This window comes from Streptomyces sp. NBC_00009, assembly GCF_045040855.1.
Classification (GTDB): Bacteria; Actinomycetota; Actinomycetes; order Streptomycetales; family Streptomycetaceae; genus Streptomyces; species Streptomyces aureus.
The window spans coordinates 5,088,234-5,110,724 of sequence record NZ_CP108312.1 but is presented as its reverse complement, the minus strand read 5'-3'; the positions used below and the strand labels follow the sequence as shown (position 1 = coordinate 5,110,724).

Here is a 22,491-nt window from a genome sequence, read left to right as displayed (position 1 = left end):
TGGTTGATGGAGAAGCGGTCGAGGGCGTGGCTCACTGGTCGACTCCGTACACGCTGAGCAGGGACTTCATCCGGGTCTCGGCAAGGGCGGGGTCCGGGAACAGACCGAGGCCGTCGGCGAGTTCGTAGGCGCGCGCGAGGTGCGGGAGCGGGCGGGCCGACTGGAGGCCGCCGACCATCGTGAAGTGGGACTGGTGGCCCGCGAGCCAGGCGAGCAGGACGACGCCCGTCTTGTAGAAGCGGGTCGGCTTCTCGAAGAGGTGCCGGGACAACTCGACCGTCGGGTCGAGCAGTTCACGGAACTTGGCGGTGTCCCCCGTGTCGAGGACGCGCACCGCCTCGGCCGCGAGCGGGCCCAGCGGGTCGAAGATGCCGAGGAGCGCGTGGCTGAAGCCCTGCTCGTCGCCCGCGATCAGCTCGGGGTAGTTGTAGTCGTCCCCCGTGTAGCAGCGCACGCCCCGCGGGAGGCGGCGGCGCAGCTCGACCTCGCGCCGGGCGTCCAGGAGCGAGACCTTGATGCCGTCGACCTTGTCGGGGTGCGCGGCGATGACGTCCAGGAACGTCTCCGTGGCGGCGTCGAGGTCCGGCGAACCCCAGTAGCCCTCCAGGGCAGGGTCGAACATCGGGCCGAGCCAGTGCAGGATGACGGGCTCGGATGCCTGGCGCAGCAGATGCCCGTAGACGTCGAGGTAGTCCTCGGGTCCGGACGCCGCGGCCGCCAGGGCCCGCGAGGCCATGAGGATCGCCTGCGCGCCCGTCCCCTCCACGAGCGCGAGCTGTTCCTCGTAGGCCGCGCGGACCTCGGCGAGCGTGGCGGGCCCGGTCAACTGGTCGGTGCCCACCCCGCACGCGACGGCACCTCCGGCCGATCTGGCCTCGGCGGTCGAGCGCCTGATCAGCTCGGCCGCGCCCGCCCAGTCGAGGCCCATGCCGCGCTGGGCGGTGTCCATGGCCTCGGCGACGCCCAGGCCGTGCGCCCACAGATGACGGCGGAACGCGAGCGTCGCGTCCCAGTCGACGGCGGCCACGTCGGGGCCGGCGTCGGCGAACGGGTCGGCGACGACGTGCGCCGCCGAGAAGACGGTCCGCGACACGAGCGGCGCGCCCGTGGTGAAGGAGGCCGGCTCGGCGCGCGGGGTGTAGTCGCGCAGCGAGCCGCCGGGGCCGGGGAGTCGGATCGTCACAGCGCGATCTCCGGGACGTCCAGGCGGCGGCCCTCGGCCGACGACTTCAGGCCGAGCTCGGCGAGCTGCACCCCACGGGCGCCGGCGAACAGGTCCCAGCGGTAGGGCGCGTCGGCGTACACGTGCTTGAGGAACAGCTCCCACTGCGCCTTGAAGCCGTTGTCGAACTCCTGGTTGTCGGGGACCTCCTGCCACTGGTCGCGGAAGGAGTACGTGGCCGGCAGGTCCGGGTTCCATACGGGCTTCGGGGTCGAAGCGCGGTGCTGGACACGGCAGTTGCGCAGCCCGGCGACGGCGGAGCCCTCGGTGCCGTCCACCTGGAACTCGACGAGCTCGTCCCGGTTGACCCGTACCGACCAGGAGGAGTTGATCTGCGCGACGGCGCCGCCGTCGAGCTCGAAGATGCCGTACGCCGAGTCGTCGGCCGTCGCGTCGTAGGGCTTGCCGCCCTCGTCCCAGCGCTGCGGGATGTGCGTCGAGGCCAGCGCCTGCACGCTGGTCACGCGGCCGAACAGCTCGTGGAGCACGTACTCCCAGTGCGGGAACATGTCGACGACGATGCCGCCGCCGTCCTCCGACCGGTAGTTCCAGCTCGGCCGCTGCGCCTCCTGCCAGTCGCCCTCGAAGACCCAGTAGCCGAACTCGCCGCGCACGGACAGGATCCGCCCGAAGAAGCCGCCGTCGATGAGGCGCTTGAGCTTGAGCAGGCCCGGCAGGAACAGCTTGTCCTGGACGACGCCGTGCTTGATGCCCTTCGCCTTCGCCAGGCGGGCCAGTTCGAGCGCGCCGTCGAGGCTCGTCGCCGAGGGCTTCTCCGTGTAGAGGTGCTTTCCGGCGGCGATGGCCTTCTTGAGCGCCTCCTCGCGGGCGGACGTGACCTGTGCGTCGAAGTAGATGTCGATCGTGTCGTCGGCGAGGACGGCGTCGAGGTCGGTGGAGACGTTCGCCGGGTCGAGGCCGTGCTGCTCGGCGAGCGCGAGCAGCGCGTGCTCGCGGCGGCCGACGAGGACCGGCTCCGGCCACAGCACCGTGCCGTCGCCGAGGTCGAGGCCGCCCTGTTCGCGCAGGGCGAGGAGGGAGCGGACGAGGTGCTGGCGGTAGCCCATGCGCCCCGTCACCCCGTTCATGGCGATGCGCACCGTCTTGCGTGTCACGTGAGTCCCTTCGTACGGACGCCGATGGAGAACACGCTCGTCGTAGCAAGCGCTTTCTACACGGGAAGAAGCTAGCCTCTGCACAGCCGGTCGGACAAGACCGGGGGCTGATGAAACGGGACAGCAAGGCCGTACGTCCGGACGGCCGCCCGGACGGCCGACCGGAGGATGATGCGATGACCGTGACCCTGGCGGACGTGGCGGCCCGCGCCCAGGTCTCCCCCGCCACCGTGTCCCGCGTGCTGAACGGCAACTACCCCGTGGCCGCGGCCACGCGCGAGCGGGTGCTGCGCGCGGTGGACGACCTCGACTACGTGCTGAACGGGCCCGCGAGCGCTCTGGCCGCCGCCACCTCCGACCTGGTCGGCATCCTCGTGAACGACATCGCCGACCCGTTCTTCGGGATCATGGCCGGAGCCGTGCAGTCCGAGATCGTGGGGCCCGGCGGACGCGCGGGCGGCGAGCGGCTCGCGGTCGTGTGCAACACCGGCGGGTCGCCCGAGCGCGAACTCACCTATCTGACGCTCCTCCAGCGCCAGCGGGCGGCGGCCGTCGTCCTCACGGGCGGCGCCGTCGAGGACGCCGAGCACGCCAAGGCGATCTCCGGGAAGCTGCGGCGCCTCGCGGACGCCGGGACCCGGGTCGTCCTGTGCGGGCGGCCGCCCGTGCCGGACGCGGACGCGGTGGCGCTCGCCTTCGACAACCGCGGCGGCGGCAAGGCCCTCACGGACCACCTGCTCGACCTCGGCCACCGCAGGATCGGCTACATCGCGGGCCCCGAGGAACGGACGACGACCCGCCACCGCCTCGAAGGGCACCGCGCGGCGCTGGCGGCGCGGGGCGTGCCCGACGACGCCGGGTGGACCGTGCACGGCCCGTACGACCGGCGGTCCGGTTACGAGGCGACGGTCGAACTCCTGCGCCGCGAGCCGTCGTTGACGGCCGTGGTCGCCGCGAACGACACGGTGGCGCTCGGCGCGTGCGCCGCGTTGCGAGAGGCGGGCCTGAGCATTCCGGGGGACGTATCGGTGGCCGGCTTCGACGACCTGCCGTTCAGCGTGGACGCGGTACCGGCACTGACGACGGTCCGGCTGCCGCTGGCGGAGGCGGGGGCCCGCGCGGGGCGGATCGCGATGGGCCGGGAGGCGGCTCCCGCCGGAGGAATGGCTGTGGTCCAGGGGGAGTTGATGGTGCGGGGGTCGACCGGGGTGCCGTCCTCGGGTGCGGACGCGTGAGCGGGGCCCGACGCGTGAGCGGGGCCCGACGCGTGAGCGGGGCCCGACCGGAAATCTGCCTGCCCGGGCCGGGCGGAGGCGCCCGGCCCGTCGCCTGTGCCCCGCACGTGGTGCCTGTCACCCGCCCGCCCTACGCCCGCCCGGCGCGCCCTTGACCCCGGCCCGGGGCCCGGTAGCGTCCCCGCCATGAAACTGGCTTTCTCCACGCTCGGGGTTCCCGGGCTTCCCCTCGCCGATGTCGTCCGGCTCGCCGGCGATCACGGGTATCACGGTGTCGAGCTGCGCGCCCACCCCGAGGAACCCGTACACCCGGGGCTCGGGCTCGCCGAACGGGCCGACGCCGCCGCCGAGTTCAAGGCCGCCGGGGTCGAGATCCTCGGGCTCGCCGGGTACGCGCGGGTGGCCGCTCCCGGCGAGGACGAACCCGTGATCACGGAGATCAGGTCACTCCTCGAACTCGCCCGCGACGTCGGAGCGCCCTACGTACGCGTCTTCCCGGGCGGCGGAACGGAGCAGAGCAGCGACCAGGCCGACGCCACGGCCGCCCGGCGCCTGGGCACCGCCGCCGAGTACGCCGCGGACCTCGGCGTCCGCATCCTCCTGGAGACGCACGACTCCCACCGCACCGGAGCCGACGCGACGCGCGTGCTCGGCACGGTCGGACACCGGCAGGTCGGCGCCCTGTGGGACGTCATGCACACGTGGCTCGGCGGCGAGCAGCCCGTTCAGTCGTACGCGGCGCTGTCCCCGCACCTGGGCTACGTACAGGTGAAGGACATCGCGGGCGCCGACGACACGACGCCGCTCGCGCTGGGCGCGGGCGTGCTGCCGCTCACCGAGGTCGTGGACGTCCTGTGCCGCGAGGGCTGGGACGGGTGGCTGTGCTGGGAGTACGAGAAGCGCTGGTACCCGGACGCCGCCCCGCTGCCCGGGCTTCTGACGGCCGGGCGTGAGCATCTCGCCCGGCTGCTCAACGAGTCGGCGTAGACGGCTGTCCGAACACCTTCGCGAACGCCTCGTGGAAGTCGGGGAACGTCTTCCGCACGCACCCCGGGTCGTCGAACGTGACGCCGCCCGGGATCCGCAGGCCCGTCACCGCGAAGGACATCGCGATGCGGTGATCCCCGTACGTGGTGATCTCTGCCGGGGCCGGGGTGCCCGGCTGGATCTCGATCCAGTCGGGTCCCGTCGCCACCGTCACCCCGAGCGCGCGCAGGTTCTGCGCGCAGGCATCCAGGCGGTCGCACTCCTTGACGCGGGTGTTGTGGACGTCCTCGATACGGACCGGGCCGCTCGCGTACGGCGCGATCGCGGCGAGGGTCGGCATCGTGTCGGAGATGTCCCGCATGTTGACGGTGACGCCGGACAGGCCCGCGGGGCCGGGGGCGGTGACCGTGGTGCGGTCCGCCGTCGTCGTCACCCCGGCGCCCATGCGCCGCAGTACGTCGACGAACCCCAGGTCGCCCTGGAGCGCGTCCTTCCCGAGCCCTTCGACGGTGACCTCGCCGCCGGTGACGGCCGCCGCCGCGAAGAAGTAGCTGGCGGTCGAGGCGTCGGGTTCGATCGCGTAGGTGGTGGCGCGGTAGCCGCCGGGCGCGACCGTGAACACGCCGCCTTCGCGGGTGACTTCGGCCCCGAAGCTGCGCATCATCGCGAGGGTGATCTCGATGTACGGCGCCGAGACCAGGTCGGTGACCGTGATGCGCAGGCCGGTCCTGGTCAGCGGGCCGAGCAGCAGGAGCGCGGTGAGGTACTGGGAGGACTGGCCCGCGTCGAGGGTGACGTCGCCGCCCCGGACCCCGCCCGCCGTGACCGTGAGCGGATGGTGCCCCTCGGCCTCCTCGTGACGGAGGTCCACGCCCAGGTCGCGCAGGGCCCTGGTGAGCGGCGCGAGGGGGCGGCGGCGCATCTGGGGCGAGGCGTCGAAGCGGTACGTACCGTGCGCGGCGGCCGCCGTGAGCGTGGGCAGGAAGCGAGAGGTGGTCGCGCCGTCCCGGCAGTACACGTCGGCGTCCGTGGTGGCGGGGCCCGTCGGGCGGCCCTCGATGTGCCAGGCGTCCGGGCCGCGTTCGACGCCGTAGCCGAGCCGGAGCAGTCCTTCGGCGAAGCCCTCGGTGTCGTCGGAGCTGAGGGGGCGCACGAGGGTGGTGGTGCCCTGCGCGGCCGCGGCGAGGAACAGGGCCCTCGCCGTCACGGACTTGGAACCGGGGATCTCAACGACTGGCATGCGCTTCATGGTCCTCGACGGGCAGTGCGGGCGCCGGAGTGTCCACACGCTGGACGACCCGGTTCCGGGGAGCGGGCGCCAGCGATGCGAGGGCGACACCGCCGACGAGCAGCGCGGCGGCGCACCAGCGCAGAGGGCTGACGCTCTCGCCGAGGAAGAGCGCGGCGGACGACATCCCGAACACCGGGACGAGCAGCGTGAACGGGGCGACCGACGAGGCGGGGTGGCTGCGCAGCAGGAAGGTCCAGGCGCCGAAGCCGAAGAGCGTGGTGACCCAGGCGACGAACGCGATGATGCCGGCGCCGGTCCAGTCGAGCGAGGCGAGCGCCCGGGTGTCGCGGTCCCAGCCCTCGAAGGCGAGGGAGAGCGCGAGCAGCGGCAGGACGGGGACGGCCGACGTCCACACCATGAAGGTGAAGGGGGCGGACGGCGCCGCCTTGCGGGTGAGGACGTTCGAGACGCCCCAGCCGACGGCGGCCACCACGACGAGCGTGAAGCCGAGCAGGGGGCCGCTCGCGCCTTCGTCGGCGGCCGCGACGCCGATCCCGGCGAGCGCGACGACCATGCCGGCCAGGCGGATACGGCCGGGCCGCTCGCCGAGTGCGACGAAGGCGAACAGGGCGGTGAACACGGCCTGGATCTGCAGGACGAGGGAGGAGAGCCCGGCGGGCATCCCCTGGTTCATGCCGACGAAGAGCAGGCCGAACTTCATGACTCCGAGGGCCAGTCCGACGCCGATCACCCATCCCCAAGCTCTCAACTTCGATCGAGCAGGGGAGACCCCATCCCAGGCGACCTTGGGCCGCCCCACGAAGAACACCGCGGGCAGTGCCGCGACGAGGAAGCGCAGGGCCGAGAAGAGCAGCGGCGGGAAGTGGTCGAGGCCTACCTCGATGATGACGAAGTTGACGCCCCAGATGGCGGTGACGAGGACGGCGAGCGCGATGTGGGACGGGCGCATGGGGAGCGTAGGAGCCATGCGTCGAGGATCACCGGGCACGACCGTGTAGCACCAGCGCGAATGTCTGCATGGTTGAATTCAGTAACGCTAATGAATGCCCCCTGACTCCGCCCCAGACCCACCGGGAGGCCGGCATGCTCGATCTCCAGCGGCTGCGCGCGCTGCACGCCGTCTCCGTGCACGGCACCGTCGGGGCCGCCGCGGCGGCGCTCGGCTACACGCCGTCCGCGGTCTCGCAGCAGATCTCCAAGCTGGAGCGGGAGACGAGGACCGTGCTCCTCGAACGGCACGGGCGGGGCGTCCGCCTCACTGACGAGGCCCTCGAACTCGCCCGTACGGCACAGGACTTGATGGTCATCGTCGAGCGCGCCGAGACCGATCTGGAGGAGCGGCGCGGGCTCCCGGCCGGGCGGCTGACGATCGCCGCGTTCGCCTCGGCGGCGCGCGGCCTGCTGCCGTCCGTCCTCGCGGATCTCGCCGTACGGCATCCCGCGCTGGAGGCCCGGCTCACGGAGGTCGACCCGCATCTGTCGGTCGACCTGGTCGCCAAGGGGGCCGTCGACCTGGCCGTCGCGCACGACTGGGACATCGCGCCGCTGCCGGCCCCCGCCGGCGTGGAGCAGGCCGCCATCGGGGACGACCTGTGCGACCTGCTCGTGCCGGCCGGGCATCCGCTCGCGGGACGTCACGCGGTGCGCCGCGAGGAGCTCGGCGGCGAGCGGTGGGTGTCACAGCCGCCGGGGCGGGTGTGCCACGACTGGCTGGTGCGGACGCTGCGGGCGGCGGGCTTCGAGCCCGACATCAGGCACCAGGCCGAGGAGAACCCGACGCTGACCGCGCTCGTCGCGGCCGGGCTCGGCGTCGCGCTGATCCCCCGCCTCGGCCGCGGCCCGCTGCCGGACGGCGTCGTCGCGGTACCGCTGGACCCCATGCCCGTACGGCACTTGTACGCACTGTGGCGGACAGGGGCGTCGCGCAGGCCGGCCATCGCGGAGGCAGTACGGACGCTGCGGGAGCGGTGGGGCGAGGTCACCCGGGAGCCGGAACAGACGGAACAGACGGATCAGGCCCGCTGACCGGTGCTCAGGAGCGGTGCCGCTCCCCTGATTTCACCGGCGCCCCACTTTCCGGCAATCCCCGGGAAGCGGGGAACCCGCCCGCGTACCGCTCCGTCAGAACGGCATGCTGCCGGAGAGTCTCCGCAGAGCGGTGTCGGCCTCGCTGCTGGCTGCGAATGCTGACCACCCTCTCCGCCGCCTGCGGCCGGCAGCACGCCGTCACCGGCGCGCCCCCCTCCTTTGCGCCGGTGACGGCCCCTCCCCCGACCCTTCTGCCGCCCCGGCTGCGCGCACCCTTGACTGGCAGAAACTTTCCGGATAATCGTGACCCTCGGAAGATTCTTTCAGGGTATGGATCACCAGTTCTCCTCCGGAAGGAGTGCGCACGTGCACCACAACCTGTCCAGACGCACCCTGCTCGCCGCCGCCACCGCGGGCGCCGCCGCGGTCACCCTGTCCGGCGTCCCGGCCCAGGCCGACGACGCGTCACGCCAGGACAAGGACGCGCAACTCAAGCAGCTCATCTCCCGGATGAGCCTCGAGGAGAAGGTCGGCCAGCTCTTCGTGATGCGGGTCTACGGCCACTCCGCCACCGACCCCGACCAGGCCGACATCGACGCCAACCTCGCCGAGATCGGCGTCCGCACCGCGGCCGAACTGATCGACAAGTACAAGCTCGGCGGCATCATCTACTTCACCTGGGCGCACAACACCCGCGACCCGCACCAGATCGCCGACCTCTCGAACGGCATCCAGCGCGCGGGCCTCGCCCAGCCGAGCCGTATCCCGCTGCTCATCTCCACCGACCAGGAACACGGCATCGTCTGCCGCGTCGGCGAGCCCGCGACGCTCTTCCCGGGCGCCATGGCCATCGGCGCGGGCGGCTCCCGCTCCGACGCCCGCACCCTGGGCCGGATCGCCGGCGCCGAACTGCGCGCGGTCGGCATCCGCCAGAACTACGCGCCCGACGCCGACGTGAACATCAACCCGGCCAACCCGGTCATCGGCGTGCGCTCCTTCGGCGCCGACCCCGAGGCCGTCGCGGGCCTGGTCGCCTCCGAGGTCAAGGGCTACCAGAGCGCGGACATCGCCTCCACGGCCAAGCACTTCCCCGGCCACGGCGACACCGCCACCGACAGCCACTTCGGCTTCCCGATCATCACGCACACGCGCGAGCAGTGGCAGAAGATCGACGCGCCGCCGTTCAAGGCCGCGATCGCCGCGGGCATCGACTCGATCATGACCGCGCACATCATGGTCCCCGACCTCGACGGCTCGGGCGACCCGGCGACGCTCTCGCACCCGATCATGACGGGCATCCTGCGCCAGGAACTCGGCTTCGAGGGCCTCATCGTCACCGACTCCCTCGGCATGCAGGGCGTACGCGACAAGTACGGCGACGACCGCGTGCCGGTGCTCGCCCTGAAGGCGGGCGTGGACCAGCTCCTCAACCCGCCCTCCCTGGAGGTGTCCTGGAACGCCGTCCTGAACGCCGTGAAGAGCGGTGAGCTGGCGGAGGCGCGCCTCGACGAGTCGATCCTGCGCGTCCTGCGCCTCAAGGAGAAGCTGGGTCTGTTCGACGAGCCGTACGTCACCGGCCGCGGCGTCGACAAGACCGTCGGCACCCGCGACCACCTGGCCGCCGCCGACCGCATCGCCGAGGCCACCACGACGCTCCTGCTCAACAAGAACGGGCTGCTCCCGCTGTCGCGCCGCACCCACAAGAGCATCCTCGTGGTCGGCGCCGACCCGGCCTCGCCCTCCGGCACGACGGGCCCGCCGACGACGACACTCGGCCAGGCCCTGACCGAACTCGGCTTCACCGCCACGGTGTTGTCGACCGGGACGGCGCCGAACCAGGCGAAGATCGACGGGGCGGTCGCCGCCGCTCAGGGCAAGGACGCGGTCCTGGTCGGCACGTACAACGTCACGGCGGGCAGCGCTCAGCAGCGGCTCGTGAACGCCCTGGCCGCCACCGGCGTCCCGGTCGTCGCGGTCGCGATCCGCAACCCGTACGACATCGCGCAGGTGCCCGGCGTCGGGGCCTCGCTCGCCTCGTACTCGTGGACCGACGTCGAGCTGCGGGCCGCGGTCCGGGTGATCGCCGGCCGGGCCAGGCCGCGGGGCAAGCTGCCCGTGCCGGTGCAGCGGGCCGACGATCCGACGCAGGTGCTGTACCCGATCGGCTACGGGTTGTCGTACTAGACGTACGCCGCACACCCGGCGCACCACCCCCAAGTGGCCCAAACCACCCTGCACGCCTGGCGTGCGCCCGCCCCGGCGGGTCACGCTGGGGTGTGTATCGGGGGGATTGCCATGCTTGCGTGGAACAGGGCGCGGTGGGCGGGGGCGGTGTGCGCGGCGTTGCTCGCCATGATGCTCGCGGCGTGTCAGGGGTCGCCGGATTCGGGGTCCGGCGGACCTTCGCCGGGGGCCAGCCGGTCGCCGTCGGGGTACGGGGCGGTGTTCCTCGCCGTGGACGAGTGCAGCTCGCGGGGGCGCAACACGTTCACCGAGGTGCCGTGCAGGAGCGAGCGGGCGGTGGCGCGGGTCACCGCCCGCTACGACGGAAAGGTGGCGGACGGGCCGACGTGCCCGGCCCGCACCGACTTCGTCCTGCACATCAGCGAGGACCGGCCCTCGGCGGACGGGAGCGACAGAACCGCCGCCGGGGAGATCCCGCAGGGCTACGCCTGCATGCGCAACCTGGAGCCGCCGCACCCCGGGGATCCGGGGGGCGGCGGCGGGCCCCGCACGATCGTCGGGGACTGCGTGTACGCGGCGGGCCGCGGCCAGGTCCGCGAGACCGCCTGCGACGGCTCCGGCAAGGAGAAGCCCCAGTACCGGGTGGCCGCCGCGGCGGTCGACCGCGCCAAGTGCCCTGCGCTCACGGCGTTGTACGTGACGCTGGGCGGGTCCGAACCGGTGGGATGCGCGGTCCGGGTGTAGTTCAGCTTGATCCAGACGAGAGGCCTTACGGCCGCAGGGTCAGCTCGCGCTGGACGTCACGCTTGTCGAGCCTGGCGTCGTACGGGGCCAGCGGCTTGGCGGCCTGCGCGGCGGGGGCGGAGACGCCGGCCCACTTCAGGATCCGCTCCGTGGCGAACGTCTTGTCGTCGGCGTTCAGACCGGCGACGTTCGCCCCGTGGTTGGCGCCGGGGGCGGTGAGCACGTACGAGTCCGTCGAGCCCTTGCCGGGGCGGAACCGCTCGGCGCCCCACGGGTCGTTGGAGCCGTAGACGTACAGCATCCGCGTCGCGTGGTGGCGCACCCAGGAGTCCACGTCGCGCATCGCCGACGGCTGGAACTTCATCGGGATGGAGCGCGGCACGAAGTTGCGCGGCGGCTGGTAGCCGTAGCGCGACAGGTCGCCCAGCCAGGGCTGCTTGATGTCGGGCGAGCCGAGCTGCGTACCCGCCTGGTAGTAGTACGGCGTGTACGTGGCGAGGCTCTGGTCCGCGTACGAGGACCAGCCGCCGACCGCGTCGACGTAGTCGAAGAGCGCCTGGTCCGTGACCGTCGCGGCGTCGGGCACCTCGGCGCACGCCGTCTGCGACGGCTGGTACTGCCAGAAGCCCCACACCAGGTCGAGGACGGTGGCCTCGTAGGCCTTGTCCAGCGAACCGACCGTGTCCACCGTGTAGTTGTTGGCCTTCAGGTACTCCGCGTACTTCTTCTCCAGGGCGTCGCGGCGCACCAGCGTCTCGCGCTGCACGTTCTGCAGCGCCACGCGGCAGTCCTTCGGGCCGACCGTCTTGAAGAAGTCGTCGTACGCCGAGTCCTCCTTGTTCACGACGTCGTTCGGCGCGACGTACGCGACGACGCCGTCCATGTCGCGCGGGTAGAAGCGCTCGTAGTACGTGGCCGTCATGCCGCCCTTGGAACCGCCGGTGGTCAGCCAGTTCTTGCCATAGACCGGCTTGAGGGCCTGGTAGATGGCGTGCTGGTCACTGGCCGCCTGCCAGATGTCGAGCTTGGACCAGTCGGCCGGGGCGGGCCGGGACGGGGTGAAGTAGCGGTACTCCACGGAGACCTGGTTGCCGTCGACGATGCGGGTCGGTTCGCTGCGGCTGGGGTTCGTGGAGACGTTGTAGCCGCTGGTGAACATGACCGTGGGGCGGCTGACGTCCTTGTGCAGCACGGTGATGCGCTGCTGGAAGGTGCCCTTGGACGGGTGCCGGTGGTCGACCGGCTGGGTGTAGTTGAGGACGAAGTAGCGGTAGCCGGTGTAGGGCTTCTCCTCCACCAGGCTCATGCCGGGTATGGCGAGGAGCCGGTCCTTGATGTCGGTAGTGGTGTCGGCGGCCGCCGGCCGGGCCTGAGCGGCGGTGGCCGCTGTGGCCGTACTCACGGTGCCTATCAGCACCACGAGCGCCAGCAACCATCTCAGCGCATTGCGCATGCATACTCCCCTGTAGAACACAGATGCGCACCGGAACCTAGCGGAGGAACATCTGTTCTGTCAGGGGTTCTTGATGTTCTGTGAGCGCACGGAGCGCTCGGGGCGCGCGTTCAGCAGAGGATCCAGCCCGAGCTCACCGACGCCCGGCCGACCGCGCCCCTCACCCACACGCAGCGGTGGCCCGTGTGGACGGTCACCGGGCCCGCGTGGTGGGTGTAGCGCCCGCTGTCCTGAACCGGCCTGCTGCCGCGCGCCTGCACGCTGACCGACATCTTCTGCCGTACGCCGTCGCGCTTGGTGAGGGTGATCGCGCAGAGGTAGTTGCCGCTGCGGTAGAGGACCGTCCTGCCGGTGGAGAACGGCAGAGTGCGCACCTTGTGGCCGGGGCAGATCGCCGCGGCCTGGGCCGTGCCGACGGCCGGCCCCGCGAGGGCCAGCAGCGCCGACGAGGTCAGTACTGCTGCCGCGGCCGCCAGCCGTCTGCGTATGCCGCCCTCGCTCATGCCTCCACCCACCGTCGCCCCTCCAGTCACGTGTGCCACAGCGTACTGATGAACGGACGCGACACACAGGGCCGGTGGTTGCGCTGATCCCGCCCCGGTGGCTGCGCTGATCCCGCTGTCACAGCGAAGAGCTGATCTCCGCCTCGGGCTCGGGCTCGCCGGCGAAGGTCCGCCACAGCTCGGCGTACTGCCCGCCGAGCGCGAGGAGCTCGGCGTGCGTGCCGTCCTCCGCGACGCGCCCGTCGGCCATCACCACGACCCGGTCGGCGCGGGCCGCGGTGGTGAGGCGGTGCGCGACGACGAGGGTCGTGCGCTTGCCCGCTATCCGGTCCGTGGCCTGGTTGACCTGGGCCTCCGTGGCGAGGTCGAGCGCGGCGGTCGCCTCGTCGAGCAGCAGGATGTCGGGGTCGACGAGCTCGGCGCGGGCCAGGGCGATCAACTGCCGCTGCCCGGCCGACAGGTTGCGGCCGCGCTCGGCGACCTCGTGGAGGTAGCCGCCCTCAAGGGTGGCGATCATCTCGTGCGCGCCGACCGCGCGGGCCGCCGCCTCCACCTGGGCGTCGGTCGCGTCGGGGCGGCCGTAGGCGATGGCGTCGCGCACGGTGCCCTGGAAGAGGTACGCCTCCTGCGGTACGACGCCGAGGCGGTGGCGGTAGCTCGTCAGGTCGAGGGCGCGCAGGTCGGTGCCGTCGACGGTGACGCGGCCCGCCGTCGGGTCGTAGAAGCGGGCGACGAGCTTGACGAGGGTCGACTTGCCCGCGCCGGTCTCGCCGACGAAGGCGACGGTCTGCCCGGCGGGGATGCGCAGGGCCACGTCGCTGAGCGCCGCCTCCTGTTCGTCCGCGGCCCCGTACGCGAAGTCCACATCCTCGAAGGCGATCTCGCCGCGCAGGGAGAGGACGTCGAGGGGTTCCTCGGCGTCCTTCGTGGACGTCGGCTCCTGGAGCAGCTCCTGGATGCGGCCGAGCGAGACGGTGGCCTGCTGGTAGCCGTCGAAGACCTGGGAGAGCTGCTGCACGGGTGCGAAGAACAGGTCGATGTAGAGGAGGTACGCGACGAGCGCGCCGGTCGTCAGGGTGCCCGCCTCGACGCGGCCCGCGCCCACCATCAGGACCGCGGCCGCGGCGACGGACGACAGGAACTGCACGAACGGGAAGTACACCGAGATCAGCCACTGGCCGCGGATACGGGCGCTGCGGTAGGCGCCGCTGCGCTCGGCGAACCGCTCGGCACCCGAGCGCTCACGCCGGAACGCCTGCACGATCCGCAGCCCGGCGACGGACTCCTGGAGGTCGGCGTTGACCACCGAGACGCGCTCACGGGCGAGTTCGTACGCCTTGACGCTGGAGCGGCGGAAGAAGAACGTGCCGACGATCAGCGGCGGCAGCGTCACGAAGACGACCAGGGCGAGCTGGACGTCGATGACGAGGAGCGCGCCCATGATGCCGAAGAACGTGACGACGGAGACGAAGGCGGTGACCAGGCCCGTCTGGAGGAACGTCGACAGGGCGTCCACGTCGGTCGTCATCCGGGTCATGATGCGCCCGGTCAGCTCCCGCTCGTAGTAGTCGAGGCCGAGCCGCTGGAGCTGGGAGAAGATCTTCAGGCGCAGCGAGTAGAGGACCCGCTCGCCGGTGCGTCCCGTCATGCGGGTCTCGCCGATCTGCGCGCACCACTGGACGAGGACGGTGACCAGGCCGAGCCCGGCGGCCGCCCACACGGCGCCGAGCGCGAGCTGCGAGACGCCCTCGTCGATGCCGTGCCGGATCAGCACGGGGAGCAGCAGGCCCATGCCGGCGTCGAGGGCGACGAGCACGAGGCTGATCAGCAGGGGCGCGCCGAATCCGCGCAGCAGGCGGCGCAGCCCGTACGACTCCTCGGCCGTGACCGCGCGCGCCTCGTCGATGTCCGGGACGTCGGTCGCGGCGGGCAGGGCGTCGACCTGCGCGAGCAGTTCGGGCGTCGCAGGCATCCCGGCGAGCGCCGGATCCTTGGCGTTCTTCGCCTCGCGATCACCCGTCCACAGGGTGGGGGTGATGCCTCGCTCGGCGTCGAACTCGGCGTCCAGCTCGTCGCGTACGGAGGTGTCCTCGTCGGGGAGCGCGGGCGCGATGTGGCCCGGCGAGACCCCGCCGAGCTCGTCGGGGTCGGTGAGCAGGCGCCGGTAGAGGGCCGATCCGGCCTCCAGCTCCTCGTGGGTGCCGATCGCGGCGAGGCGCCCGCCGTCCAGGACGGCGATGCGGTCGGCGAGGCCGAGGGTGGAGCGGCGGTGGGCGATGAGGAGGGTGGTGCGGCCGGCCATGACGCCGCGCAGCGCCTCGTGGATCTCGTGTTCCACGCGCGCGTCGACGGCGGACGTGGCGTCGTCGAGGACGAGGAGGCGGGGGTCGGTGAGGATCGCGCGGGCGAGCGCGATGCGCTGGCGCTGGCCGCCGGAGAGTGTGAGGCCGTGCTCGCCGACGGTCGTGTCGTAGCCCTCGGGGAGCTCGGCGATGAAGCGGTCGGCCTGGGCGGCGCGGGCCGCGGTCTCGATCTGCTCGTCGCTCGCGCCGGGGGCGCCGTACGCGATGTTCGCGCGGATGGTGTCCGAGAAGAGGAAGGAGTCCTCGGGCACGAGCCCGATCGCGGCCCGCAGCGAGTCGAGGGTCAGTTCGCGCACGTCGTGGCCGCCCACGAGGACGGCGCCGTGCGTGACGTCGTAGAAGCGCGGCAGGAGCAGCGAGACGGTGGACTTGCCGGAGCCGGAGGAGCCGACGACGGCGAGGGTCTGGCCGGCCGGGATCTCGAAGGACAGTCCGTCGAGTACGGCGCGGTCGGTGCCCTCGTACGAGAACGACACGGCGTCGAACTCGACGGTCGCGGGGGCGTCGGCGGGCAGTTCCTTCTTGCCGTCCTCGATGGACGGCTCCGTGTCGATCAGTTCGAGGACGCGTTCGACGCCGGCGCGGGCCTGCTGGCCGACGGTCAGGACCATGGCGAGCATGCGGACGGGGCCGACGAGCTGGGCGAGGTAGCTGGAGAACGCGACGAACGTGCCGAGCGTGATCTGGCCGCGGACCGCGAGCCAGCCCCCGAGCGCGAGCATCGCGACCTGGCCGAGGGCCGGCACGGCCTGGAGTGCGGGGGTGAACTTGGAGTTCAGGCGGATGGTGCGCAGGCGGCCGGCGAACAGCCGCCGCCCGACCTCCCTGAGCTTCCCGGTCTCCTGGTCCTCCTGCCCGAAGCCCTTCACGACGCGCACGCCGGAGACGGCCCCGTCCACGACACCGGCGACGGCGGCGGCCTGCGCCTGCGCGTACCAGGTGGCGGGGTGGAGCTTGGAGCGGCTGCGCTTGGCGATGAACCAGAGGGCGGGGGCGACGGCGAGCGCGACGAGGGTGAGCGGCAGGGACAGCCACGCCATGATCACGAGGGAGATCACGAAGAGCAGGACGTTGCCGATGGTCATCGGCAGCATGAAGAGCAGGCCCTGGATGAGCTGGAGGTCGCTGGTCGCCCGGCCGACGACCTGGCCGGTGGACAGCTCGTCCTGGCGCCGGCCGTCGAGCCGGGTGATCGTCCCGTACATCTCGTTGCGCAGGTCGTGCTGGACGTCGAGCGCGAGGCGGCCGCCGTAGTAGCGGCGGATGTAGGTGAAGACGTAGACGACGAGGGCGGCGCCGATCAGGGCGCCCGCCCACGGGCCCATGGAGCGGGTGTGGTCCTGGACCACGTCATCGATGATCACCTTGGTGATCAGCGGCACCAGCGCCATGACGGCCATGCCGCCCAGGGACGCGCCGAGCGCGAGCACGACGTCCTTCGGGTACCGCCACGCGTACCCGGCGAGACGCCGACCCCAGCCCCGTTGCTCCGCCACGTGTCCGCCTCCTGTTGTCCTGACCTGCCCAGAGGGCCAACGCGGAGACCGGCGGATTTCATCCCGCCGCAACAAAACGGGGAGCAGACCGGGACCAAGGTCCGAGCCGCCCTGGTCCTCAGGTCCCGGTTCCGTCAGTTCCCGGGCACGGCGACGAACGCCTCCTTGGGGGTGGTGGTCGGCGTGTAGCGGGACGCAGCAGGGGCGGTCGGCGTCAGATCCTTGTGGATCACCTTGGCCACGCCCTGGATCGTGTTCACGCCGTAACTCATCGTGCTGTTCCCGTGCGTGAGGACCGAGATCGTGTAGTCGTGGCCGCCGCCCTGGAACGCGCCGATGCTGTGCACGCGCCAGCCGTGCGTGGAGCGCTCCAGCCAGCCGTTCTTGACGTGCACGGCGACGGACGAGGGCGCGCCGGCCGGGGTACCCCACCGCTGCGACGAGACGACCTTCCCCATGAGCTTGAGGATGTAGGCGCGGGAGTTGTCACTGAGGACGGAGTTCTTGGCGGTGACCAGCGAGAGCAGCTTCTGCTCGTCCTGGACGTTGATCTGGGTCAGCCCCCAGTAGCCACCGGACCCCGGCACGGTCCGCGTCATCCCGGCGGCCTTCAGGAAGCCCTTCACCTTGGTGGTGCCGAGCTGCTTCCACAGCGATGTGGTGGCCGCGTTGTCCGACTTGGTGATCATGGCGGTGGCGAGGTTCGCCTCGCGCGTCGTCAGATACCGGTTGGTCTTCTTGGCATCCCAGAGCAGCGTGGCGAGAACGGTCACCTTCACGACACTGGCGGAGTCGTACGAGGACGTGGCCCGAAGCGAGCACGTGGTGTTCGTGGTCCGGTCGTAGAGCCCGACGGCGACGGTCCCCTTACGGCCGGCAAGGGCGGCGGTGATGTCCTTCTGCAGCTTGGCGGCGAGGCCTGCCTTGCCGGAGGTGCAGCTGGCCTGCGGGGTCGTCGCCGCGGCGGCGGGCGCGGCACCTGCGACGAGCGGCACGAGGACTCCGGCGGTCGCGAGGACCGCCGGGAGCACACGGGTGCGCAGGGATATTCGGTGAGTCATGTGGGTCCCCCCTGGAACGAAACGAGCACGCCTCGATCGAGCGCACTCGCCTCACATGACTCTTGGGTGGGGTCGAAGGGTTGTACGAGACGCGTTCACGAGACCAGGCTCGGCTGTTCCGATGCCCTTCGACCAATACGTCCGTGAAGTCCCCTCGATCTGGACTGATGAGAGGTCGTTTGATGGTGCCTGATTCGCTTCCGTTAAAGTCGCTCGCGAAGATAGAGGTACGGGGGGTTGCATCGCATGAGCGACAGCAAAACGGGCAACGGCACGTCAGGGAACACGGTGGAAGGGGACGACAAGCTTCCCGAACCGTCCCAGACGCAGCTTCCTATATCGCCGGACGAGGCAGCCAAGCACCACAGTCCCGCGACGGCAGGGCTGGCCACTGCGCCGCCCGCTGACAGCTATAGGGACCCGCTGGAAATCCAGCCGCTGCCGACGGGTGACCCACTCCTGCCCCGACCATCCCCTCTGCTGCCGCCGAAGGGCACCCCTGACCCGAACGGCAAGGATCGGCTGCGGATCGCGCCGTCCATCCTGCGCAAGGCGGCACACCACACGGACGAGGTCCACGAAGCCTTCTACAAGGCGGCGGCGTCACTCGAAGGGCCGGCACTCACAGCGGCGAAAGGACTGTCGGGCTGGGACTCGAAGCTCGGCATAACGCTTGCTCACAAGAACTGGGAGAAGCAGGCCGGTACGGTCACGGGCTGGCTGGCGCACATCGCAGCAAGCCTTCGGGGCAGCGCTGACAGCTACCACAAGACGGATGGCGCTGTTCGGGATGATCTGAACCAGGTGCGCCGCCCCAAGTCGAGTCTGGACGGTCTCTGAAATGCCCGCGTTCTACCGCGAGTTCATGGACGCGGACATCACGGGTCTGGACAGCCTCGCCGACCAGCTCAGCACCCTGCACAAGGACATCAAGGGTCTTCCGCAACGTGTCCATGGCGAGGTCCTCGTCCCGCTGCGCAACAAGGGGTACTGGGAGGGCGCTGCGGCCCCGTACGCCTGGCGGATGATTGACGACATGCAGCGGCAGATCGATGCGGCGGACAAGGTCGTCGAGGCCATGCGCGGAGTCGTCGAGGACGCCGTCGGTGAGGTGAAGGCCGTACGCCGCGATCTGGCGGCGGCGGTGAAGCACGCCACGGGCAAGGGGATGTACGTCGACGGGAATGGCGATGTCTCGCCCGACATCATCGACGGGATATGTAAGCCAATCGAAAAGGGCTCGGAGGACGAGCGGGCGATCAAGGCGGCCCAACGGGAGATTGCACACCTCTGCGGGCGTGCCGTAGCCGCTGACCGCAATCTTACCTTCAGCCTCATGTCCGACGTGGGACTCGGTGAGTGGTTCAACGACAAGCCGAAGCACACGAATATCGACACCACGGACAAGATCGGTGAGGACGAGTACAACGCGCTCGGTCGAGCCATGCAGGGCAAGGACCCCTACCCGCTGACGCAGGGCGACTCCCCATACTCACTCGGCGGGAACTGGGTCACAGGCGAGGGATCGCGCGACAAGGAATTCGCAGCGGGCGACAAGATGACGGAGCTGATCCGCTCCAGTGAGAGCATGAAGCAACTGCGCCTCGACACGTTGCACAAGTGGCGAACGGACGGAAACGACTCCGGAGCTGTGCACTATTCGATCTCCGAGAGCGGCAAGCTCGGCGCGTTCAAGAAACTCGTCACCACGGATATTCCCGCCATCGTCACCGGCGACAAGGACCACTTGGGGGAGGCGTTCGTCGGCTCGTACTCCCTCGGCTACGACGTCAAGGGCGAAGATCCGGACGGCTCACTTGTCGTCGAGTACACACTCGACAACTCGACGAGCAACGCATCGTTCTTGCACTACGTCGGCTACTACGACTGGCTGGAAAAGACGAACCGCGAGTCGGGACCGTTCTCCTCCGTCGACCAGAAGATCGTTTGGACCGAGCGCATCCCGGCCCAGTCGCACAAGGGGTCCCAGTGAACAAGAAACTTCTCTGTGCTGGGATCGCACTGGCCGCGCTTGCCGGCGGGCTGTTCGTGGGCTGCTCGTCGGATACGTTCGAGCGGTGCGTGCCGCGAAAGTCCGCGGAGGTCAGCTCGGCCGATCTTGAGGGCAGTTACCGGGGTTCGGGCGACGCTGACAGAACCACGATCACCCTCAAGACGACTCCTGGCCAGTTCGGCGGCACTATGACGGTGCGCAAATGGCCAAGCAGCGACTTCCCGAGGTACGGCAAGGACCAGACGTTCGACGGCTCGGGCACCTGGCAGGTCGACAAGACAGCCGACTCCGGTAAGTACCCGATGGTCCGACTCTCCTTCGACGAGCCGGATGCGCTCACCACTGTCAACACGGTCGACCTCCTTTCAATCGGTGTCGACTCGAAACGTACTGCCCTCTACGACGAGGCCGACCCGGACACGTGCCCGGCCTTCCGGTTGGAGCGCGGATAGCGCATGCCTGCGACCGAACCGCGTGATGCTTCGGCATACCTCATACGCGCACCGGCCACAGTCATATCCGGCGGAACGGATCAGTCCGCCGCACTGACGCCGTCATCCGCCTCACAGGCGTAGTCACCGTGGTCGGGAGCGGGGAGTCGCTCACCCCGGCTCAGCGCGATGCGGTGCACGTCGCGCAGCGACTCGGCCAATCGAGATGCCAGAAAGTGGAGTTGGGGCGCGGTGGTCTTGCCTCCCCCTTCGCCTTCGCCTTCGCCTTCGCCTTCGCCGAGGAGATCGGCAGCATGGTCGAGGAGTTCTTCGGCCATGTCGAGCTGAACAGACTCGACGTTGTCGGCTACGCGGGAGAGGTGGCTATGACTGTTGGCGGCGCCGTCACCGATGAGGTAGCAGGGGTTCCCGTCCAGGTTGGGCCAGGGCAGGAGGCGGGTCACGGTAACGGCTGTGGCGTCGTGGCTCTGGTAGATCACGCGACCACCTCGACACCGTGGATGCGGCGCGTGCCGATGTCTACGCCGTGCACGGCGAGCCATAGGGCGCGGCGGCGGGAGCGTTGGCGCTTCGCCTGCTCGTGTTGTTCGTGAGCGAGGTCGCGTCGCTCGTGGGCGAGGAGGTACGGGCGGACGAGTCGGGAGTCCTCGCCGCGGAGCGGGGCCATGTGCGGGGAGGGGCGGGGAGGGGACTGCGGGTTCGGGGCTGAGCGGCTCTCCGGCGTCCTGCCGGTGCCGCCCCGAGGCAGGGACGAGTAACCGCAGCATCGGCTCCACGAGGCGGGCGATATCGTGCAACACGTCTTCAACTCCTGGTTAGTTGAGGGCCATGCCCCCGGGCCGTCTCCAGCGGTCGCGGGGGTCTTCCGTTTCGGCCGAGATCGCTCGGCGCCTGTGCAAGAGGTAACCGCTCCGACACCCTCCGCAGGTACCGTTGGGAGACGGTGGGACCGTGAACACCGTGAACGCCGTCGTTGAATGCCGCGGAATCTGCCAGGAGTTGAGGACATGGCACGGAAGCGCACTCCCAATCCCGCCCTGCACAACCTGCTTGACCAGGCGAGATGGACCAGGACCCAGCTCGCACAGCAGGTGAACCGCCTTGGCCCCCAGGCAGGACTCGACCTGACGTACGACCGCACCGCAGTCGCGCACTGGATCGCAGGAGTCCAGCCAAAATCACAGGTCAGGGCGCTGGTCGTCGAAGCTCTTTCCGCGCGGCTCGGACGGCCGGTCACACACGCGGAGGCGGGCTTGGAGCCCGCACCGTCCCTCACGAGGTCTCAACAGGACAACACTGTCGAGGAGTTGATCGATCTCGGAAGGGCAACCATGGATCCGTCCCGCCGCAGCATGCTGGCTGCCACAGTCTTCTCCGCTGCTCTTTCCGTGTCCGCGTTCGCCCTACCCGCGCGGGCAGCAGACGAAGAAGTCACCCCTGGCAAGAAGACCGTTCGCATCGGCTCTTCACAGGTGCAGTCGATTCGCACCATGACCGAACGGATCGCGGACATCCTCGACGAACTCGGAGCCGGGCACGCGTTGCCCATGGCATCCGCGTTTCTCGTCAACACCGTCGGCCCCTGGCTACAGGCGCAGTCCACGGAATCGGTCCGCAGAGAAATGCTGGCAGCCGCATCCGATCTCACGTACCTGACCGGATGGATGGCGATGTACGAGAAGGCCCACGGCCTCGGACAGCGCTACTACGTCCAAGCCCTCGGCCTGGCCCGTGAGGCGGAGGACCACATCACCTACTCCAGGACCCTGCGCGGCATGTCCCTCCAGGCATCCAACCGGGGACACGGGCCAAAGGCTCTGGAGCTCGCGGACTCCGCAGCGGAAGCAGCACCCACGGCGGGCCCGCGTCTCGTGGCATTCCTGCGCGGTCAGCAAGCCCACTCCGCGTCCATGGTCGGATTCAGGCACGAAGCCCACGCCCGGCTCAAGGAGGCCGAGGACGCCCTGTCGAAGGCAGACAACCGCAGGGACGCGATCGGCGGCTACGACCAGACCGCCTATCTCTTCCACGTCTCCCATGTCCTGTACGAGGAAAAGGACTTCAAGGGCTCGATCAGGGCTCTCAAGCAGTCGATCCGGCTTCAGCCCCAGCAGGAACACCAAGGGCGCGTGCACGCCTACGCGGTCCTCGCGCAACGCCAGCTACGCCTCGGCCACCTCGACGCCGCCTGCGAGAGCTGGTCGCGGTTCCTGGACGAGTACGAACATGTCTCGTCCAACCGCGGTGACGATCACTTCCACACGATGCACGCAGACCTGCGCCGGCACCCAACTGCCCGCCCTGTACGCGAACTTGCGCTCCGAGCACGCGATGTGGCGGCAGCCAAAGCGGCCTAGGGACCGCAAACGCCAACGGCCCACG

19 protein-coding genes are annotated in these 22,491 nt (G+C 70.4%); 9 read left to right on the top strand and 10 right to left on the bottom strand.

Annotated features, from left to right (window positions below; genetic code table 11):
• Positions 1–31: 31 nt before the first annotated feature.
• Both OHA58_RS23080 and OHA58_RS23075 read right to left on the bottom strand, forming a co-directional pair.
• Positions 32–1,183, bottom strand: coding sequence for a dihydrodipicolinate synthase family protein (locus OHA58_RS23080; RefSeq protein ID WP_405481060.1), 1,152 nt, complete (start codon positions 1,181–1,183; stop codon positions 32–34).
• The gene (locus OHA58_RS23075) at positions 1,180–2,337 is read right to left on the bottom strand and encodes a Gfo/Idh/MocA family protein (protein WP_393872392.1); all 1,158 of its coding nucleotides are present in this window, start codon (positions 2,335–2,337) and stop codon (positions 1,180–1,182) included. Before OHA58_RS23075 ends, OHA58_RS23080 begins: the two co-directional genes overlap by 4 nt.
• Before the next feature lie 176 nt (positions 2,338–2,513).
• On the opposite strand from OHA58_RS23075, the gene OHA58_RS23070 reads away from it, so the two are divergent.
• On the top strand, positions 2,514–3,572 hold the full coding sequence (locus OHA58_RS23070; protein WP_405481059.1) for a LacI family DNA-binding transcriptional regulator: 1,059 nt from the start codon (positions 2,514–2,516) through the stop codon (positions 3,570–3,572).
• A 186-nt stretch (positions 3,573–3,758) separates the two neighbouring features.
• Positions 3,759–4,559 (top strand): sugar phosphate isomerase/epimerase family protein, encoded by an 801-nt coding sequence (locus OHA58_RS23065; RefSeq protein WP_405481057.1) that lies wholly within the window; start codon positions 3,759–3,761, stop codon positions 4,557–4,559.
• On the opposite strand, the gene aroA is transcribed toward OHA58_RS23065, so the two are convergent.
• Positions 4,543–5,799, bottom strand: a complete 1,257-nt coding sequence (gene aroA / locus OHA58_RS23060) for a 3-phosphoshikimate 1-carboxyvinyltransferase (RefSeq protein ID WP_405481056.1) — start codon at positions 5,797–5,799, stop codon at positions 4,543–4,545. The two genes, OHA58_RS23065 and aroA, sit on opposite strands and share 17 nt — an antisense overlap.
• Positions 5,786–6,760 carry an EamA family transporter gene (locus OHA58_RS23055; protein ID WP_405485121.1) on the bottom strand — a complete coding sequence of 325 codons (975 nt, stop codon included), beginning with the start codon at positions 6,758–6,760 and terminating at the stop codon, positions 5,786–5,788. The genes aroA and OHA58_RS23055 overlap by 14 nt, the downstream gene beginning before the upstream one ends.
• Positions 6,761–6,894: 134 nt before the next feature.
• On the opposite strand from OHA58_RS23055, the gene OHA58_RS23050 reads away from it, so the two are divergent.
• The 3 genes from OHA58_RS23050 (at position 6,895) to OHA58_RS23040 (ending at position 10,767) form a co-directional block, all read left to right on the top strand.
• Positions 6,895–7,836: a LysR family transcriptional regulator gene (locus OHA58_RS23050; RefSeq protein ID WP_405481054.1), complete on the top strand. Its 942-nt coding sequence runs from the start codon at positions 6,895–6,897 to the stop codon at positions 7,834–7,836.
• Positions 7,837–8,169: 333 nt separating this feature from the next.
• On the top strand, positions 8,170–10,023 hold the full coding sequence (locus OHA58_RS23045; RefSeq protein ID WP_405481052.1) for a glycoside hydrolase family 3 protein: 1,854 nt from the start codon (positions 8,170–8,172) through the stop codon (positions 10,021–10,023).
• Positions 10,024–10,134: 111 nt separating this feature from the next.
• Positions 10,135–10,767 (top strand): hypothetical protein, encoded by a 633-nt coding sequence (locus OHA58_RS23040; protein WP_405481051.1) that lies wholly within the window; start codon positions 10,135–10,137, stop codon positions 10,765–10,767.
• Between the two features lie 25 nt (positions 10,768–10,792).
• Here OHA58_RS23040 and OHA58_RS23035 read toward each other — a convergent pair whose 3' ends face one another.
• The 4 genes from OHA58_RS23035 to OHA58_RS23020 all read right to left on the bottom strand — a co-directional run bounded on the left by OHA58_RS23035 (position 10,793) and on the right by OHA58_RS23020 (position 17,643).
• Complete coding sequence (locus tag OHA58_RS23035) at positions 10,793–12,220, bottom strand: S28 family serine protease (protein WP_405481049.1); 1,428 nt, start codon at positions 12,218–12,220, stop codon at positions 10,793–10,795.
• A gap of 110 nt (positions 12,221–12,330) precedes the next feature.
• Positions 12,331–12,723, bottom strand: a complete 393-nt coding sequence (locus tag OHA58_RS23030; protein WP_405481048.1) for a hypothetical protein — start codon at positions 12,721–12,723, stop codon at positions 12,331–12,333.
• 118 nt (positions 12,724–12,841) lie between these two features.
• On the bottom strand, positions 12,842–16,582 hold the full coding sequence (locus OHA58_RS23025) for an ABC transporter ATP-binding protein (protein ID WP_405481046.1): 3,741 nt from the start codon (positions 16,580–16,582) through the stop codon (positions 12,842–12,844).
• A 134-nt stretch (positions 16,583–16,716) separates the two neighbouring features.
• Positions 16,717–17,643 carry a serine hydrolase gene (locus OHA58_RS23020; protein ID WP_405481044.1) on the bottom strand — a complete coding sequence of 309 codons (927 nt, stop codon included), beginning with the start codon at positions 17,641–17,643 and terminating at the stop codon, positions 16,717–16,719.
• Between the two features lie 246 nt (positions 17,644–17,889).
• On the opposite strand from OHA58_RS23020, the gene OHA58_RS23015 reads away from it, so the two are divergent.
• From OHA58_RS23015 to OHA58_RS23005, 3 genes are read left to right on the top strand one after another with little or no spacing between them, the layout of a single operon-like run.
• On the top strand, positions 17,890–18,483 hold the full coding sequence (locus OHA58_RS23015; protein ID WP_405481042.1) for a type VII secretion target: 594 nt from the start codon (positions 17,890–17,892) through the stop codon (positions 18,481–18,483).
• Between the two features lies 1 nt (position 18,484).
• Positions 18,485–19,636 carry a hypothetical protein gene (locus tag OHA58_RS23010; RefSeq protein ID WP_405481041.1) on the top strand — a complete coding sequence of 384 codons (1,152 nt, stop codon included), beginning with the start codon at positions 18,485–18,487 and terminating at the stop codon, positions 19,634–19,636.
• The gene (locus OHA58_RS23005) at positions 19,633–20,109 is read left to right on the top strand and encodes a hypothetical protein (protein WP_405481039.1); all 477 of its coding nucleotides are present in this window, start codon (positions 19,633–19,635) and stop codon (positions 20,107–20,109) included. Before OHA58_RS23010 ends, OHA58_RS23005 begins: the two co-directional genes overlap by 4 nt.
• An 80-nt stretch (positions 20,110–20,189) precedes the next feature.
• Here the strand turns inward: OHA58_RS23005 and OHA58_RS23000 are convergent, their stop codons facing one another.
• Positions 20,190–20,588 (bottom strand): hypothetical protein, encoded by a 399-nt coding sequence (locus OHA58_RS23000; protein ID WP_405481038.1) that lies wholly within the window; start codon positions 20,586–20,588, stop codon positions 20,190–20,192.
• Positions 20,585–20,776, bottom strand: coding sequence for a hypothetical protein (locus OHA58_RS22995; RefSeq protein WP_405481037.1), 192 nt, complete (start codon positions 20,774–20,776; stop codon positions 20,585–20,587). Before OHA58_RS22995 ends, OHA58_RS23000 begins: the two co-directional genes overlap by 4 nt.
• A gap of 340 nt (positions 20,777–21,116) precedes the next feature.
• Between OHA58_RS22995 and OHA58_RS22990 the strand changes: the two genes are divergently transcribed.
• Entirely contained in the window at positions 21,117–22,466 is a 1,350-nt protein-coding gene (locus tag OHA58_RS22990) for a tetratricopeptide repeat protein (RefSeq protein WP_405481036.1), read from the top strand.
• Positions 22,467–22,491 lie beyond the last annotated feature (25 nt).